Source organism: Gracilibacillus halophilus YIM-C55.5 (assembly GCF_000359605.1).
GTDB classification, from domain to species: domain Bacteria; phylum Bacillota; class Bacilli; order Bacillales; family Amphibacillaceae; genus Gracilibacillus; species Gracilibacillus halophilus.
This window is the reverse complement of record NZ_APML01000026.1, coordinates 19,307-37,250: the sequence shown is the minus strand read 5'-3', so window position 1 is coordinate 37,250 and position 17,944 is coordinate 19,307. Positions and strand designations below refer to the sequence as shown.

14 protein-coding genes and 2 pseudogenes are annotated in these 17,944 nt (G+C 38.3%); 4 read left to right on the top strand and 12 right to left on the bottom strand.

What is annotated here, in order from left to right:
* Positions 1-902, top strand: a 902-nt coding sequence (gene ytvI, locus J416_RS07795) for a sporulation integral membrane protein YtvI (RefSeq protein WP_003468067.1), incomplete at its 5' end; no start/stop codon positions are given.
* Here ytvI and J416_RS07790 read toward each other — a convergent pair.
* From J416_RS07790 to dnaE, 8 genes are all read right to left on the bottom strand, one after another.
* Entirely contained in the window at positions 843-1,235 is a 393-nt protein-coding gene (locus tag J416_RS07790) for an FxsA family protein (protein WP_003468044.1), read from the bottom strand. The two genes, ytvI and J416_RS07790, sit on opposite strands and share 60 nt — an antisense overlap.
* 172 nt (positions 1,236-1,407) lie before the next feature.
* A complete protein-coding gene (gene pyk, locus J416_RS07785; RefSeq protein WP_003468042.1) occupies positions 1,408-3,168 on the bottom strand; it encodes a pyruvate kinase in 1,761 nt (586 codons plus the stop codon).
* Positions 3,169-3,227: 59 nt separating this feature from the next.
* On the bottom strand, positions 3,228-4,187 hold the full coding sequence (gene pfkA, locus J416_RS07780; RefSeq protein WP_003468040.1) for a 6-phosphofructokinase: 960 nt from the start codon (positions 4,185-4,187) through the stop codon (positions 3,228-3,230).
* A 261-nt stretch (positions 4,188-4,448) separates the two neighbouring features.
* Positions 4,449-5,414, bottom strand: a complete 966-nt coding sequence (gene accA / locus J416_RS07775; RefSeq protein ID WP_003468038.1) for an acetyl-CoA carboxylase carboxyl transferase subunit alpha — start codon at positions 5,412-5,414, stop codon at positions 4,449-4,451.
* Positions 5,392-6,261, bottom strand: a complete 870-nt coding sequence (gene accD / locus J416_RS07770; RefSeq protein WP_003468036.1) for an acetyl-CoA carboxylase, carboxyltransferase subunit beta — start codon at positions 6,259-6,261, stop codon at positions 5,392-5,394. The genes accA and accD overlap by 23 nt, the downstream gene beginning before the upstream one ends.
* A gap of 43 nt (positions 6,262-6,304) precedes the next feature.
* The gene (locus J416_RS07765; protein ID WP_003468033.1) at positions 6,305-6,895 is read right to left on the bottom strand and encodes a FadR/GntR family transcriptional regulator; all 591 of its coding nucleotides are present in this window, start codon (positions 6,893-6,895) and stop codon (positions 6,305-6,307) included.
* Between the two features lie 18 nt (positions 6,896-6,913).
* Positions 6,914-8,173, bottom strand: coding sequence for an NAD(P)-dependent malic enzyme (locus tag J416_RS07760; RefSeq protein ID WP_003468028.1), 1,260 nt, complete (start codon positions 8,171-8,173; stop codon positions 6,914-6,916).
* A gap of 98 nt (positions 8,174-8,271) precedes the next feature.
* On the bottom strand, positions 8,272-11,574 hold the full coding sequence (gene dnaE / locus J416_RS07755) for a DNA polymerase III subunit alpha (RefSeq protein ID WP_003468016.1): 3,303 nt from the start codon (positions 11,572-11,574) through the stop codon (positions 8,272-8,274).
* Positions 11,575-11,746: 172 nt separating this feature from the next.
* Here dnaE and ytrH point away from each other — a divergent pair, with 172 nt between their 5' ends.
* On the top strand, positions 11,747-12,079 hold the full coding sequence (ytrH, locus tag J416_RS07750; RefSeq protein WP_003468014.1) for a sporulation membrane protein YtrH: 333 nt from the start codon (positions 11,747-11,749) through the stop codon (positions 12,077-12,079).
* On the top strand, positions 12,079-12,588 hold the full coding sequence (gene ytrI, locus J416_RS07745; protein ID WP_003468011.1) for a sporulation membrane protein YtrI: 510 nt from the start codon (positions 12,079-12,081) through the stop codon (positions 12,586-12,588). Before ytrH ends, ytrI begins: the two co-directional genes overlap by 1 nt.
* Positions 12,589-12,652: 64 nt before the next feature.
* Here ytrI and J416_RS07740 read toward each other — a convergent pair whose 3' ends face one another.
* On the bottom strand, positions 12,653-13,594 hold the full coding sequence (locus J416_RS07740; RefSeq protein WP_003468008.1) for a DHH family phosphoesterase: 942 nt from the start codon (positions 13,592-13,594) through the stop codon (positions 12,653-12,655).
* 103 nt (positions 13,595-13,697) lie between these two features.
* On the opposite strand from J416_RS07740, the gene J416_RS07735 reads away from it, so the two are divergent.
* Positions 13,698-14,000: a YtpI family protein gene (locus J416_RS07735; RefSeq protein ID WP_003468005.1), complete on the top strand. Its 303-nt coding sequence runs from the start codon at positions 13,698-13,700 to the stop codon at positions 13,998-14,000.
* 43 nt (positions 14,001-14,043) lie between these two features.
* Here J416_RS07735 and J416_RS07730 read toward each other — a convergent pair.
* The 3 genes and pseudogenes from J416_RS07730 to J416_RS07720 all read right to left on the bottom strand — a co-directional run bounded on the left by J416_RS07730 (position 14,044) and on the right by J416_RS07720 (position 17,927).
* Positions 14,044-15,353, bottom strand: a pseudogene (locus J416_RS07730) (DRTGG domain-containing protein).
* Between the two features lie 253 nt (positions 15,354-15,606).
* Positions 15,607-16,286, bottom strand: a pseudogene (locus J416_RS07725) (metal-dependent hydrolase).
* Positions 16,287-16,373: 87 nt separating this feature from the next.
* Entirely contained in the window at positions 16,374-17,927 is a 1,554-nt protein-coding gene (locus J416_RS07720; protein WP_003467991.1) for a polyamine aminopropyltransferase, read from the bottom strand.
* Positions 17,928-17,944 lie beyond the last annotated feature (17 nt).

The following is a 17,944-nucleotide window of genomic DNA, read 5'->3' as shown; positions in this document are numbered from 1 at the left end:
GCGTCGTTTATTTAACGAAATGGATACCTGAACATACCCATTCATTTATTTTAGGCATAAGTGAGCAATTTAACCAAATCATACTACCCATTTTTGAGAAGGTAATGGAGATTATCAATGGATTAACGTCTGAACAGCAATTGTTACTTCAAGAGCAATTGGAGGAGTTTAGTATAAGCATTGCCGATCAAATGGCCAGTTTATTAGAAACAACATTGCGCTTTACGGGGAATCAATTAGCCACTCTTCCCGGTTCACTTACCATGATTGTTTTTTCACTTTTATGTACATTTTTTCTTTGTAAGGATTGGGACAAATTTTACCGTAGCATGATACATCATAGCCCCACAAAATTAGTAGAGATATGTTCGGATATGTATCAACAAATTCGTGTCACACTTTTTCGATACTTCAAAGCTCAACTGATGTTGATATCGATTAGTGGTCTCATTATTTTCATTGGTTTTATCATCTTACAAATCAAACATGCTTTAACCATTTCTTTTTTACTATGTTTGATCGATTTGTTACCGATTTTAGGTACGGGCCTTGTTTTTGTTCCTTGGATCGCTTATTTATTCTTTAGTGGACAAATACCTCTTGCAATTGGTATTGCAGTTATTTATTTACTCGTCATTTTGCAAAGACAGTTACTCGAGCCAAAGATGGTCTCTGAAGCCATTGGTATCCATCCTATCTTAACGATTTTATCCATTTATGTTGGCTTTCAACTCATCGGATTTACTGGGTTATGGGTAGGACCCGCCTGCTTATTTCTTATGAAAGCATGTATGGATGCTTCTGTATTTCAACACATGATACAATTCATCAAAGGACATCCTTCATCTTCTAAAAACGGTAATATTTCCACGATCAATCATTCTTCGAAACGTTCTTTGTAACCAACGTTTCACTGGTGTTCGAGTTACCGGGAAAAGAAGGATGAAACCAATCGCATCTGTAATAAAACCTGGGGTGAGTAAGACCACACCGCCAATCAAGATGCATATGCCATCAAATATTTCTTCGCGTGGGACTTGTCCCATGTTCATTGACTGTCTCGTTTTGTATAAAGTCTCTAAACCTTGATATTTGGCTAACCAAGCACCCGCTGCACCTGTCAACATAATTAGTAGTACCACCCACCAAGGACCAATTTTACCACCAGCCCAAATAAACACACCGATTTCCAAAGCAGGTAAGAGTAATACTGCTAACAAAAACCATCGAAACATGTTGTCACTCCTCTTTGGTTGGACATATTAAACATCATTTCTTCTTACGAATAAGAAGAAGCTAGCACAAAAGAACTTGAGTTATGAATACCCGAATGTTAACTGCTCCCAAAACCAGCTAACATTCGGGCAATATTTGAAGAATTTTCTTTTATCCTAATCTTTATGCTTTTTACAGGACACTAGCATGTCCAGCATAAATGTCACCTTTGCTAGCGTCAATCGTAATATCTTGTCCACTTGATATGATATCAAGTGCATTTTCAACACCAACAATGACTGGAATGCCTAAACTAAGACCAACAACAGCTGCATGTGAAGTTAAGCCACCTTCTTCGGTGATAATTCCTCCAGCTTTTTCAATAGCCGACATCATATCTTTATCCGTTGACTGTGTAATAATGATATCATCTTGTTTTACTTTCATTTTAGCGTCTTCAGCGTCTTTGACTACAATTGCTCGTCCATAGGCACTTCCTTGACCAACGCCACTACCTTTTGCCAATACATCACCAATAACATGAATTTTCATCAAGTTAGTGGTGCCACTTTCACCGACAGGTACCCCGGCCGTAATAATGACACGATCACCACGCTTAAAGTAATTCGTTTGTAATCCACCTTCAATTGCTTCTTCTAATACATCATCCGTTGTATATCCTAATTTACCGACAATTGTTTCTACTCCCCAGACTAACGCTAACCGTCTACTCACTTCTTCGTTAAATGTGACAGCAACAATTGGCGCTTCAGGGCGATACTTCGAAATCATCCGTGCGGTAAATCCACTTACGGTTGGGGTCAAAATGGCATCCACATTTAAGTTCATCGCCGAATGATTCACAGATTGACTGATGGCATCCGTTATCGTCATTTCTGTTTCTTTGGATCGTACGTCTAGTACGGCTTTATGATTGATGCCCGTTTCTGCTTTGTGTGCAATATTGCTCATCGTTTGTACCGTCTCAATTGGATAATCCCCCGCAGCTGTTTCACCTGATAGCATAATCGCATCCGTACCATCAAAAATGGCATTGGCCACATCGGATGCTTCTGCACGTGTAGGTCTCGGGTTGTTCTGCATGGAGTCTAGCATTTGTGTAGCTGTAATCACTGGTTTTCCAGCATTATTACATTTTTGGATCATATCCTTTTGCACAAGTGGTACCTCTTCAGGAGGAATTTCGACACCTAGGTCACCACGCGCCACCATTAAGCCATCACTGACTTGTAGAATGTCATTAAGATTGTCGACACCTTCTTGATTTTCGATTTTAGGGACAATTTGAATGTTGGTTGCTTCATGTTCTTCAAGTAGGCCTCTAATTTCCAATACATCGGATGCCCTTCTTACAAAAGAGGCTGCAATGAAATCGACACCTTGTTCAATACCGAAAGTGATATCAGCTGCATCTTTATCTGTCATACCTGGTAAATTGACACTAACATTTGGTACATTAACACCTTTTTTATTTTTCAAAACGCCTGTGTTACGTGCGACTGTCTTCAATTCATTACGGTCTTTATCAACCTCAGTTACTTCTAACGCAATTAGGCCATCATCTAATAAAAGCTTAGCACCTGGTTCTACATCATGGATTAATTCTGGATATGTAACAGAAATGCGTTCAGCATCCCCCTGGATATCTTCCATAGAAACATAGACAGTACTTCCTTTCGTAATCGTCGCAGCACCATCTTTCAGTTCCCCTGTCCGTATTTCAGGACCTTTTGTATCTAATAAAATGGCTACTGTTTTCCCAAGTTTTCGCGCCGCTTTGCGAATATTTTGAATTCGTGTACCATGTTCTTCATAGTCACCATGGGAAAAATTTAATCGAGCGACATTCATTCCTGCTTGAATTAATTCTTCTAGCTTATCAATAGATTCAGAAGCTGGACCAATCGTACAAACAATTTTTGTTCTTCTCATTAGTTTACGTTCCTCCCTTAATGCTACTTACCGTGTCAACCTTTTGTTTGTTACAAAAATTATATCGATAATTGATTCGATAATTCATACATGTTCATATTAACATAATGCTTTTTATTTAGTATATCTAATAAGTCATGATCAACAACCACATTGTTCTCAATCCCTGTCATTCTACCGCCGTTTCCTTCAATTAGTAAATCTACCGCTTTGGCACCTAAACGACTAGCAAGGACTCGATCATAACCAGACGGAGAACCTCCACGCTGGATGTGTCCTAACACGGTCACACGTGTATCCATTTGCGTTTCCTCTTCGATCTTTTTACCGTATTCGACACCACTGCCGACACCTTCAGCTAAAATGATAATTGAATGTTTCTTTCCGCGTGCTTGTCCGCGTTTTAGTTTATTAATCACACTTTCAAATCCCTCTGCTCGTTCGGGGATAATAATACTTTCAGCTCCATTAGCAAGGCCTGCCCATAATGCCAAGTCACCTGCATCTCGTCCCATAACTTCTACAACATATGTACGTTCATGTGAAGTCGCCGTATCACGTATCTTATCAACAGCAGTAACGACCGTATTTAAAGCCGTATCAAAACCAATTGTATAATCCGTTCCTGGTATATCATTATCAATCGTTCCAGGAACACCAATACATGGAAATCCTTTTTCCGTTAATTTAGAAGCTCCCTGAAATGAACCGTCTCCTCCAATCACGATAAGACCTTCAATACCGAAACTTTTCATATTTTCAATTGCTTTATTTTGACCTTCATCTGTTTTAAATTCAGGTGAGCGTGCAGAATATAAAATCGTTCCGCCTCTTTGAATAATATCACCAACAGAACCTAGTTCCATTTTTTTAATATTTCCTTGGATCAAACCTTCATAGCCATTATATACACCAAAGACTTCGATGCCTTGATACATGGCATTACGAACGACTGCGCGAACAGCAGCATTCATACCTGGTGCATCGCCGCCACTCGTTAGTACGCCAATTTTTTTCATATCTTTCACCTCTTTTTGTTGTAATCGTTCTTTGTACTCATTTCTTTCCATGCATCGGTTTCGTTATACCGAAGTATTCGCCCATTTCGATTATACATCAATTGACAAGAGAACACATCCCTAACGATGTTATTATATAAGATTTCGCTTAATGAGCAAAGTGAAAACAAATCGTGCGGCATAAATACGGCAATATCATTCATACATCAAGAAAGCCATAAAGACATGCATGAAACGATTCATGTCCTTATGGCTCGTATATTATACTTCTATTAATGATTGCACTTCGCCCATTTGTTTAAATTTATCCCAACGATTTTCCAATAATGCTTCTGTATCTAGCGTTTGTAATTGATGAAGTGACTCATGAATCACTTGATCCATTTCTTTAACTTGTGTCTCTATATCACGATGAGCGCCCCCTAAAGGTTCAGAAATCACTTGATCAATGATACCTAGTTCTTTTAAGTCAGGCGCTGTGATCTTTAACGATTTTGCTGCTTTTTCTGCTTGTCCAGCATCTTTCCACAATAAAGCAGCTGCACCTTCTGGTGAAATGACGGAATACGTAGAGTTTTCTAGCATATGGATATGATCTGTAACGCCTAGACCTAAGGCGCCTCCACTTCCACCTTCACCAATGACAATACTTATAACGGGTACTTGCAGGCCTGCCATTTCCATTAAATTACGAGCGATCGCTTCACTTTGACCACGTTCTTCAGCTGCTCTTCCAGGATAAGCACCTTTTGTATCAATAAAAGTAATAACCGGACGATTAAATTTCTCCGCTTGCTTCATATGTCTTAGAGCTTTTCGATAACCTTCAGGGTGAGACATGCCGAAATTTCGCTGGAGATTTTCTTTCGTATTTTTTCCTCGTTGTTGACCGATAATCGTAACAGGCTCACCATGAAATCTCCCAATTCCAGTGACAACAGATTCATCATCGCCAAACCTTCGATCCCCATAAAATTCAATAAAATCAGTAAATAGTACGTCAATATAGTCTAGACTCGTCGGGCGATCTGTATGGCGAGCAATTTGTACACGATCCCAAGGCTGAAGTTGACCATAGATATCATCTTCTAATTTAGCGAGTCGAGCTTCCATTTTGCTAATTTCCTCAGACAGATCAATTTCACTGTCTTTTGTCATTTCTTTTAATTCTTCAATTTTGTCTCGTAATTCAACAATGGGTTTTTCAAACTCCAGTACTTGTGTCATTTTTTTCACCTCCAGTCTGATGCAATGCTAAAATAGTTCCTAGTGTACCTCTCATGGAATGACGGTCAATGACTTTGTCCACTTGTCCATGCTTTTGTTGAAATTCGGCCGTTTGAAAATCATTCGGTAACTTTTCGCGAATCGTCTGCTCAATGATTCGTCTTCCGGCAAACCCAATTAACGCACCAGGCTCAGCAAAGTTATAATCACCAATCGATGCAAAACTAGCTGAAACACCGCCTGTCGTTGGATTGGTCATAACGGAAATAAACAGACCTTTTTCTGCATGGAAACGTTGAATCGCTACAGAAGTCTTCGCCATTTGCATTAAACTGAGAACACCTTCCTGCATACGTGCCCCACCGGAAGCTGTGAAAATAATCATTGGGATCTGTCGTTTGCGTGCTTCTTCTACAGCCCTAGCGATTTTTTCCCCAACAACTGACCCCATACTTCCCATTCGAAAGCGGGCATCCATAACGGCTAATGCTGTTGTTACTCCCTGGATATCAGCTTTACCGGTTATAATGGCTTCATTCAATCCCGTTTTGATTTGATCTTTTTCTATCTTTTCTTCATATTGAGGAAAATCTAACGGATTCTGTGATTTCATGTCTTTATCCCATTCTTCAAATGTATCTTCATCCACTAGACTTGTAATCCGATCGATTGCTGGTAATTGGTGATGATGCCCACATTCTGGGCAAACATTCAAATGATTTTTTAGCTCTTTTTGATAGAAAATTTTATTACAACCACTACACTTCTGCATTAAACCTTCAGGTATATCTTTCTTCGCTTTTTCCCCTGGTACAGAAGCATATTTTTTCTTTTTGCCAAACAGCAAGGAAGATTCCTCCTTTATGTATAGTGCCAGTTCTTTAATGATTTTAATACGTTTTATCCATTATGGCTTGATCGTGCTTATATTTATTTACAATATCATAATATACTTTTATTTCATACCAATTATTCTCATTGTCTTCAGAAAAGTCCTGAAGCAATCGCCAAATTTTGAATAATAATTGATTTCGTGAAGCAATAAAAAAGATAGAAAAAAATTGATGATGTTTATCTGCCATTGATCGTTCAGAATCGGCTAATAGATCTTCTAAAAATTTGATCGTTTCAGCATCAATATGCGGCCGATTTTCACAGACCACATATTGTTCTAAGACCGTCTTCACCTCTTGTACTTCTCCAGCCGTATGCTGCTCTGTTAACACAAATGAGGCTAATAAATTTACCATATGATAGGATTGATATTCTCTTAGAAAGGTCCCTTCGCCTTTTCTTGTTTCAATAATACCTAACAATTCAATCGCGCGTAATGCTTCACGAATCGATGAGCGTGCTGCATTAAATTGTTCAGCTAGCGCACGTTCGGAAGGTAACTTGTCTCCAGACCTCCAGCCTTCTACTTTCATTAACCGTTGAATTTCATCTAGGACCTCTTGATATACTTTTCGATGTTCCAGCATAGGCTGCTCCCCCTGCAACTACAAGTTAGAAAAACGCTGATTGATCTTTTTCTCTATTTCTGAGGTTGTTAGTTTTAAGCGTGCTACATCCGTATCAATGGCTGCTTGGGCTACACTTTTAGCAACTACTGACGCTACTCGTTCATCAAAAGGATTCGGAATGACATAGTCTTCAGCTACGTCTTTTTCCTTGATCAAGGATGCAATGGCCTCTGCAGCTTTCACCTTCATTTGCTCATTAATATCGCTCGCACGTACATCTAATGCGCCTCTAAAAATACCAGGAAACGCAAGTACGTTATTTACTTGATTCGGAAAATCTGATCTTCCCGTTCCAATAACTTTCGCCCCAGCTTTCTTTGCTTGATCAGGCATAATTTCTGGTTCTGGATTCGCCATAGCAAAAATAATTGCATCAGACGCCATCCGTTTAACCATATCTTCAGATAACAAACCACCTACGGATACACCGATAAATATGTCTGCATCGGTTATCACTTCTTCTAATGCGCCTGATTGTTGCTTTTGATTCGTAAAAGTAGCTACTTCTTCTTTCAATTCATTCATTCCATGTTGGCGATCCTTGTAAATCGCCCCCTTAGAATCACACATAATCATTTCTCTAACCCCAAAGTGATAAAGTAGCTTGACGATAGCTATCCCTGCTGCTCCAGCCCCATTTAAGACAACTTTCACATTTGTTATATCTTTTTTAACCAATTTCAACGCATTTAATAATCCAGCTACTGTCACAATAGCTGTCCCATGTTGATCATCATGAAATACGGGGATATCGATTACATCTTTTAACTTCTCTTCTATCATAAAACATTCAGGTGCTTTGATATCTTCTAAGTTGATTCCACCAAAATTCGGGGCAGCTAGTTGGATGGTACGAATCATTTCTTCTGTATTACTGGTTTCTAAACAGAGTGGAAAGGCATCAACATCTGCAAACTGTTTAAAAAGGACGGCTTTACCTTCCATTACAGGTAATGCTGCATTTGCTCCAATATCCCCAAGACCTAATACTGCCGACCCATTCGACACGATACCGATCATATTACTTTTCATCGTATAATCATAAATCGTGTCCTTCGACGTACTAATTTTTCGACACGGTTCTGCTACACCAGGTGAATATGCCAAACTTAAATCCTGCGCATTACGAATGGGTACTTTCGATTTTATCGTCAATTTTCCTTTACATTCTTCATGCATTTGCAGTGCTTCTTTTTTTAAGTTGGTCAAGGCTTCCACTCCTTTTGTTAGCATCATTTTCGAACAACCGCTCGCTGGTCAGACCAGTAACTCCTACATTATATCAAATCGAACACACATGTAAAGAAACGTTAGCGAAGCGGTACTCCATTAACTTATTGTACCGCAACATTATCATTTCCAAACCTACTTCTTAATTGTTGAATGATATCGGCATGATTTTCTAACCAATACTCTTTGGATAATTTAAATAATTGCTTTTGATCTTGATGATATACATAAACGACTGCACGACCCGGATATTGATTCGCAAGCGATCGTAAATAATCGATAGTCGTAGCTTCTTCATCAGCATTGATTTGTATATAAATACGAGCTTGCCTCATTTGCTCTGATTCGATATCAAATGGCTGAAGTTGTTCCACAATATATTGTGTGTTTCCTCGTCTCTCGTCTACTCTTCCTTTTGTAGTGACAAAAAGATCTTCTTCGATCCAATGATTCACTTCTCGATATGCGTGAGGGAATAATACCGATTCAATTTCTCCCGTTTCATCGGATAAAGTCGCAAAAGCCATTGACTCTCCTTTTTTTGTTCGAATGACTTTTAGCGATTGAACAGCAGCCACCATTGAGACATACCTTCGTTTTGCATGCTTAGCATCTTCCACGGATATATAACCAGATTCACGCAACTCATCTCTCATTTTTAACAAGGGATGTGTAGATACAAAGAAGCCAATCACTTCTTTTTCCATCATCAGCTGCTTCATGACCGGGAATGGGTCCATTTCATCATAGGAGGCATCTATTGCTAGATCATGAAGAAATGTCACTTGATCATCAAACTCATGAAACAATTCTCCTTGTTCTAATGCTTCATCTAAGTTTGCCAGTAATGTGGCACGATTCGAGTGTATTTCATCAAAAGCCCCCGCCAATATAAGAGCTTCAATCATCTTACGATTCAATACTCTCGTTGACACACGCAAACAAAAGTCAAACAAACTTCGGAATGGACCATCTTTTTTTCGTGCGTTCATCACTTCTTTAACCGCTTGGAAACCAAATCCCTTAATGATGCTTAAACCAATACGAATCGATTGATGTTCTGCACGAAATTTGCCAATACTCTTATTAATGGAAGGCGGTAGCATTTCTATGCCGAATTGTTTGGCTTCACGAAAATACAATTGCAGCTTTTCTGGATTTCCAATTTGCAGACTGAGCATTTCGGTAAAGAAACTGACTGGATAATTCGCCTTAACATACGCTAATTGATAGGCAATGACGCTATAAGCGACCGCGTGACTTCGATTAAAACCATAATTCGAAAAGCGAACAATCCAATCAAATAATTCTTCTGCCACATCCATCGAATAGCCATTTCTCTTACATCCTGCGATGAATAGCTCTCGTTGTCTTTCCATGGCCGCTTTTTCCTTTTTGCTTACCGCTCGACGCAAAATATCCGCATCTCCATAATGATACCCAGCCATTTTATTAGCAACTTGCATAATTTGTTCTTGATAGACAAGGACGCCAAACGTTGGTTCTAAAATTTCTGCTAAATCGGGATGAATATAAGTGACGGATTCCTGTCCATGTTTACGTGCGATGTAGGTTGGAATAAAATCCATCGGCCCCGGCCGATACAATGCATTAACTGCCACAATATCCTCGAAGTGATTCGGAACCAGCCGTTGCAAAACGCTTTTCATTCCTTGTGATTCTAATTGGAAAATACCATTGGTTCGTCCTTTTCTTAGCAATTCAAACGTCTTTTGATTATCAAATGGAATGGCTTCAATGGGAAACACTTCTTGATGACGATATTCGATTTGCTTTCTCACTTTATCTAGTAACGTCAAATTACGTAATCCAAGAAAGTCCATTTTCAATAAGCCAACTGTTTCCAAGTCCTTCATCGCAAACTGTGTTAAATAATGATCCTGATTAGAAGGTATCATTAACGCTGTATAGTTCGTAAGTGGTTGATCACTTATAATAACGCCCGCTGCGTGTGTCGATACATGTCTTGGTAAACCTTCCAGACGATGGGCGATCTTAAAGACTTGTTGCAAGTGATGCGATTGCTTAATGTAATCCACGAGTTCTGGCGTCTGTTTAAGCATCGCAGCAATGGTTATGTTCGATTCTTTTGGCAAATATTTTAAAATATATCTTGCATCATCGTCACTAACTTCCATTGTTTTAAATAACTCTCTTAATAGTGAGCGAGCTGCAAATGTACCGAATGTAGCGATTTGAGCTACATGTTTTTTTCCGTATGTATCGACGACATATTGTATCACTTCATCTCTACGATCATCAGCAAAATCAATATCAATATCAGGCATCGATACTCTTTCAGGATTCAAAAAACGTTCAAACAATAATTGGTATCGAATAGGGTCGACATCAGTTATATTTAATAAATAAGCCACGAGCGATCCTGCTGCCGAACCACGACCAGGTCCTACCATAATCTCTTGATTCCTAGCATATTGGATAAAATCCCAAACAATTAAAAAATAATCGCTAAAACCCATTGATCGAATGACATCTAATTCATGATACAAACGCTCTGTATAAGTAGTATTCAAATGTCTTTCATGACGTTTAAGTGCCTGCAAACATAATTGTTCAAGATAATCATCAGCAGTTTGTCCATTATCTAAAGGATATTTTGGTAGCAAGCGCTGATTTAATGGCACATTTACATGACATTGATCAGCGATTTGATTGGCATTATCAACTAACGCTGGCCATTGGTAAAACCCTTCTTGTAATTCTTCGACTGTCGGTAAATGCATGCCTTCATTTTCAGGAAGTTGATAAGATTGCCAATAATCTCCCGTGGCTATCGCTCGATAACAATGATAAGCTTGACGATCTTTCTTATAGAGATAACGGATATCTGAAAGAGCAACAGCGAAACGAGAGGTTTGTTCCGTATAGCTTTTTAATTGTTGCCATACATCTATAGTAGCTGTACTGACACCTAATGTGACAGGAATATCCTGAATGAATTGAAGTTGCTGATCCAGATGGCCAATAAACGAATCACTTTGCCATAGATATGCCTGATCTACAGGTAATATATACGTAAGATGATGTTTTTGATCCGCTAACATTTCGAGCGTAACATCTTCACTATTTTGGTAGTTAGAACTCCATTGTAAAAGGACTTGATAACCAGCGAAGTTACGAGCTAAAAACAGCATCGGAACACTTGTGCCATCTACACTCACTGTTCCAGATAAACCAATAATCGGCTTGATCCCCGCTTTTTTACAAGCTTGGTAGAAATGAATGGCACCATGCATCACAAATTCATCCGTAATAGCAAGGCTACCGTACCCTAGTCGAGCCGCTTCATTTACAAATGTATCAATTTGAAGGGTACTTTTCATGAAACTGTACCCTGTTCTTATTTGTAGTTGGGTTTGTTGCATAACGGTCACCTACTATCGAAAATACGTTCCTATATTTAGTATAAAATAAATCACTCATTTACGCTATCCTTATGCCTACTTTTATCAAATCATAAAACATACGATAAGCTTGGCCACATATATTTATAATAAGAGGTTCCTTTAGGGACAGAATGACGTAGGAGTGATGAAGATGGAAGAACGTTTTATCCCAACGTTGCTGCAATGCTACTTTATCGCTTTTGGTGTTATGATGGGAGGTTCCATTATTGGTAGTATTGGTGCCTATGCAGCAGGTGAACCCCCGTTCACACATATGAATCGTATTGCGAAAAGCTTACGTATATGGGCGATTGTAGCAGCCATTGGCGGCACATTTGATGCCATTTCTAACTTTGAACGAAGTATCTTTGAAGGTTCGACAATTGATATGGTAAAACAAATCTTTTTAATTGTGACAGCAATGGCTGGTGCACAAACTTCCTTGTTAATCATTGAATGGCTCATCCAAGAGGAGATTGAGTAATGCATATTCCCCCATACTATAAAAAACCTTCGTGGCAACGCTTTTTTGCTGGCATTTGTGTTGGATGCATTATTGGTTACCTCGTATTTGTCTTTATGTACGGTCAGTTACATGAAAAATGGATAGAAGAAAACTTATCTTTACGAAGCAAATTACAAGATTTAAATAAAAGTTACGAAACACTTTTAGAAAATCACGAAGAATTAAGTAAACAAAGACAAGAAGGAATTCAAATTGAAGAAGTTTCAATTGATTTTCTCAATTTAAAAGAATTGAAATTAGATAATGATCGATTAATGATTCATCAATTAGAAGAAGCTGTACGTGAGGAAGCAAGCCATGCCGTCGGTAAAAATATCGACTCTTTTTCAGAATCAATTGATTTATTTATTTCCTCAATTGAAAATAAAACGATTAAAATTGATGATTTTGCCTTTGAAGCCACTGTTCGTCGTATTATTGTAAGCGAACAGTTACAACTAGCGATTACATTAAGCCTCGGTGACTAAACATACGAATAAAGAGCCCATGATAAAGCTTTTTCTTGCATACCTTGGACTCTTGTGGTGGTGATTACGATTGTTGCTGACACGTTTTCTCTAATTCAGCTAGTACATCGGATACTTGTTCCCAAACATGTATTTTGGCACCAGCGGCTAATGGATGCCCACCACCTTCAAACTTTGCTGCTACTTGATGAATTTCTGGTCCTTTAGATCGCATCCGTACACGTATCACATCATCTTCTTCGACAAACATCACCCAAGCATTTATTCCTTCAATATCACCGAATACACCAACGACAGCGCTTGTCTCTTTGGCTGTCACATCGAATTCTTCCATCACATCTTTCGTTAATTTCACATAACTAACCCCTGCTGGAGAAATCGTAATATTCGATAAAATATATCCTTTCAGTCTGGCAATATTGACACTTGTTTTATACATTTCATCATATAAATAAGATCGGTCAAACGAATAACGAACGAGCTCTGAGGCATAACGGAAGGTTTTATCTGTCGCACTCGGAAATAAAAATCGTCCCGTATCTCCAACAATCCCTGCATAAAGTAAAGCAGCTGCTGCGTCCGTACAACGTAATCCTTGTTCTTCACCTGCTAAAAATAACTCATAGATCATTTCACTCGTTGAACTAGCCTTAGTATCAACCCATTCAATTTCTCCATAAGAATCAACCACAGGATGATGATCAATCTTAATGATCGATTGGGCATGTCGAAATCGTTGATCTGAAATGCGGTCTTGATTCGCCGTGTCACATATAATAGCTAACGTATTCTCATAAAAATGATCAGACACTTGATCCATCGTTGCTAAAAATGCTAAAGAAGGATCTTCTTCACCGACAACTACGACTTCTTTGTTTGGAAAAGAAGATTGAATGATCGTAGCTAAGCCCTTTTGAGAACCATATGCATCAGGATCTGGACGAACATGACGATGAATCGCAATCTTGTCATAATGTTTGATTGTATCAATAATCGTTTGTTTCATATTTTTCGCTCCTTTTGCCTCATAAATCATTTTGTACTAGCATTTCTTCCATTGAACCGCTACAATAGATGCTATGAGATAAGTAGTTTTAGGAGGCCTTTTGATGATTATTTTACCCATTGTCATTATTGCAACGTTTATTTTATATGTGTATTATAAAGTGATGATTAATCGTGAACAAGATCCCTTACAACAAGAATTATTGAATGCCAAAGCGCGAATATCCCTCGGTGTTCTTATCAGTGCGTTTGGGATCAACCAATACTTATATTACGAAACGAGGATTGCATTATTTGTTACGATCATCTTTCTCTTTTTTGGTATCTTACAAGGGAATGCTGGATATAAACGATATAAACATTACCGCAAGGAATGGAAAAAACGCGAACAACCATATACGAACTAATCATTACCGGCTCGACACATCAAAACAGTGTCAGCCGGTTTTTTTATCGATCAATTAATTGCGCCATTAACATTGCTTTTCCTACAATCTTTTTATCATGAAATACTTCCACATCAATTTTGGCTGACTTTCTTCCCACATCTATAATTTTGGGTTCAAAGGTGATCGATGTCTCCAATTGGATCGGTTTAATAAAATATACGGATATATTTCAACAACTAAATCGCCTTTTTTCTGTTGACGTAAGATCCTTCGAGCCGATTCAATCACAAATGATACAAACACACCATGTGACAATGTTCCTAATTGGTTCGTCATTTGTGGCGTGATTTGTGCTTGATACGTAGACTCGGTATCATTTTCGTCCTGATCAAAATAATTGGATATAATATCATCAATCGTATCCCCAACTTGTGGTTGCCGCTGAATATGTTGCAAGGCTTTCAATACATCTTGCCTTGAAATAATTCCTTCTAAATGATGGTGAGTATCGACAACTGGCATAATTTCAATACCTTCCCACACCATCATATGCGCAGCGTAGGCTAATGACGTTTCTTTTGATACCGTCAATGGATGTTTCGTCATCACTCTATCAATAGGCGTTTGTGAATTTTTACCGATAACGTCTTTGGATGTTACAATCCCGACCACTTTATGTTTTTCATCGACAACAGGGTAACGGCTATGGGTGGTTTTTTCTTCTAAGTGATACCACTGGTTCACCATATCTTTCGCGTGGAGATAATATGTATCTTCTAAGTGGTTATAAATATCGCCGACGACTACAATTTCTTTTTTGATTAGTTGGTCATAAATGGCTCGATTAATCATAGCAGCTACCGTAAAAGTATCATAGCTAGTTGAAATAATCGGTAATTTCTTTTCGTCTGCTAATTGCTTCGTTTCTTCATCCGTATCAAAACCGCCCGTGATCAAGACCGCCGCACCTTCTTGTAATGCTAATTGATGAGCTTCTGTACGATTTCCGACGATGAGAAGCGAATCTTTCTCCGTATAACGCATCATTGCATCTAATTTCATGGCACCAATGACAAATTTATTTAACGTTTTATATAAACCTTCGCGTCCACCTAAAACTTGTCCATCAACGATACTAATAATTTCAGCAAAGGTTAAATGCTCAAAGTTTTCCTTTTGTTTCCTCTCAATTCGAATCGTTCCTACACGCTCTATAGTACTAACAAGACCATTATTTTCAGCTTCCTTAATGGCACGGTAAGCGGTCCCTTCACTTACATTCAATTCCTTCGCAATTTGTCGGACAGATATTTTATTACCGACCTTTAATGATTCAATAAATGACAGAATTTGTTCATGTTTCGTAGCCAACCTTTGCTCACCATACTTTCATCTGTACTAATAAATTTTCCTCATTTGTTATTATACAGTTATCTGCTGTATCAATCAATTTATTCTTGGTAATTTGTTAGATCATTTCCAAGAATATGACTGTTTTATACGTGAATAAATATCTGTATTAGTCCAAACAAGATGATTATAGCTCAGACATTTATAGCTCGATGAAATGATATGTACAAAAAAACTGCCCATTCATAGACTTATGATGGGCAGGGTCATATTTTTATAAATCAATTGATTCTCCAGGTTGAAGGGCAATTCCTTCACCTGTCTTCACTTGCTGAGCAAATGCTTCACCGTCCTGTTCGATGAGCGGGAAGGTATTATAGTGAATGGGCACAATCTTCTTCGCTTGAATCCAATCCGCCGCAATCAAAGCATCATCAGGTCCCATTGTGAAATTATCTCCAATAGGTACAAAGGCGATATCAATATCATTCATATCACCAATCAGTTTTAAATCCGAAAACAAGCCCGTATCACCGACATGATAGATGGTTTTCTCCTCAGTCGTTAACAAAATTCCACCAGGCATACCGCCATAGATTTTATTTCCATCTTCATCAACAAACATTGAACCATGAAAGGCTGGTGTGAATTTAACTTTGCCAAAATCAAACGTGTACGAGCACCGATATGCATTGGATGCGTCTTCAACCCTCTTGACTCTAGGTAAACGGCTAATTCATTCGGAGCAACGACTAGACAATTCGTACGTTTCGCAATATCAATGGTATCACCGACATGATCATTATGCCCGTGCGTCAGTAAAATAACATCAGGGTTCTCACTGGAAGCATCAAGGTCACACGTATCATTACCTGTGATAAATGGATCAAATAAAATTTCATGTTGTTCTGTTTGCACCTTAACAACAGATTGACCGTGGAAAGAGACCTTCATTTCAAAACCGCTCCTTTTTATGAATAGTTTCATTTTTTATAATATCCTCTTCTATCGTTTTACCCTAATGAATGGATGTTTAAACCATTAATAATGATCCCATGCATCTTCATATATCGGAATCAATATCGGGTCAATTAATGTATTCACTCCCCATTCCTTGCTGCTATTATTCGTTTCTAACGTTCCATCTTCATCTTTTCCAAACTCAGTTAAACGAGAAATCATATCTGTCGTTAAAAAATGGGATGGAACATCAACAGATAGTGCGTTGGTGTCAATTGGTTGTCTCGAAGCCATGACAAATCCCCAATTACCGAAACTCGGAACATCAACATGAAAATTATTTGTATGAAGTCCAGTTGATGCAATCGTATTTGATATCGTCCAATACACTTCTCGCGCAAATACTGGACTTGTTGCTTGAACCATCGCTGCCCCGTCTGGTTTCAGGTGATTGCGAACAAGTGAGTAAAACTCTTTCGTATATAATTTATTTAAGCTCTCATCATTAGGATCTGGTAAATCAACGATAATAACATCATACCAAGCATCTGTATCCTCCAAAAATTCAAATGCATCGCGATGCTTTATCGTGAGGGGTTCATCTGTCAATGAACCTTGATTCAAGTTTAATAAATGATCATTAGATGTTGCTAGTTCGACGACTGCTGGATCTAAATCAACAAGTGTGATGTCTTGTAAACTATCATATTTTAATAACTCGCGCACAGCCATCCCATCTCCTCCACCGAGTACAAGAGCTGTTTCTGGTTCTTTTGCAGCAGACATCGTCGGATGAACTAATACTTCATGATAACGATACTCATCGATCGAACTTAATTGTAACGAACCATCGAGATATAATCGTATATCCTCTCGATCCTTCGTCAGTACAATTTTTTGATATTCACTTTCTTCCATATGAATGATTGGATCTTTATAAAGTTTCTGCTCAAATGATTGAGCTAATGACTGACCAAAAAACAATCCTAACAATAGTAACAAACCAATAAAACCACCCATCATAGCATGGATCCATTTCTTATGGATTTCTTTACGAAACAACCAAATAATAACCAATGCAACTGTCAAATTGATTAATCCAACAAAAAAGGCCGTTTTCACGATTCCGAGCTGTGGGCGTAAGAGGAAGACAAATAATAACCCTCCGATTAAGCCACCTGCATAATCGGAAAATAGAACCCGTGCTGTACTTTTTTGCAAGGTCACACCGATTTCATTTGCTTTTCGAATCAAAATAGGTAATTCAATGCCTGTTAATGCACCAACAATCAGTGTCACTGCATATAGGAAAAAAGCATCCGTTCCACTCGACGAATAGGCTGTAATAGCAAACATTAAAAAGCTTGAAAAACCACCAATAAAAGCGACGAAAAACTCAATATATATAAATGAAAGAATCAAATGTTTTGTAATTTTTTCACTCAAACTCGCACCGATTCCCATCCCTGTTAAAAACAAAGAAATGGTTAAAGTATATTGTTTCACACCATCTCCTAATATGTAAGAACCAAGTGCCCCAAATAGCACCTCAAAAACAATTCCGCAAATTGATACAATACCTGATGCCCAATAAATAAAATAACTCTGTCTCAGCTTCAACTGTTCCTGTTCCATATTCAATTCACCCTGAC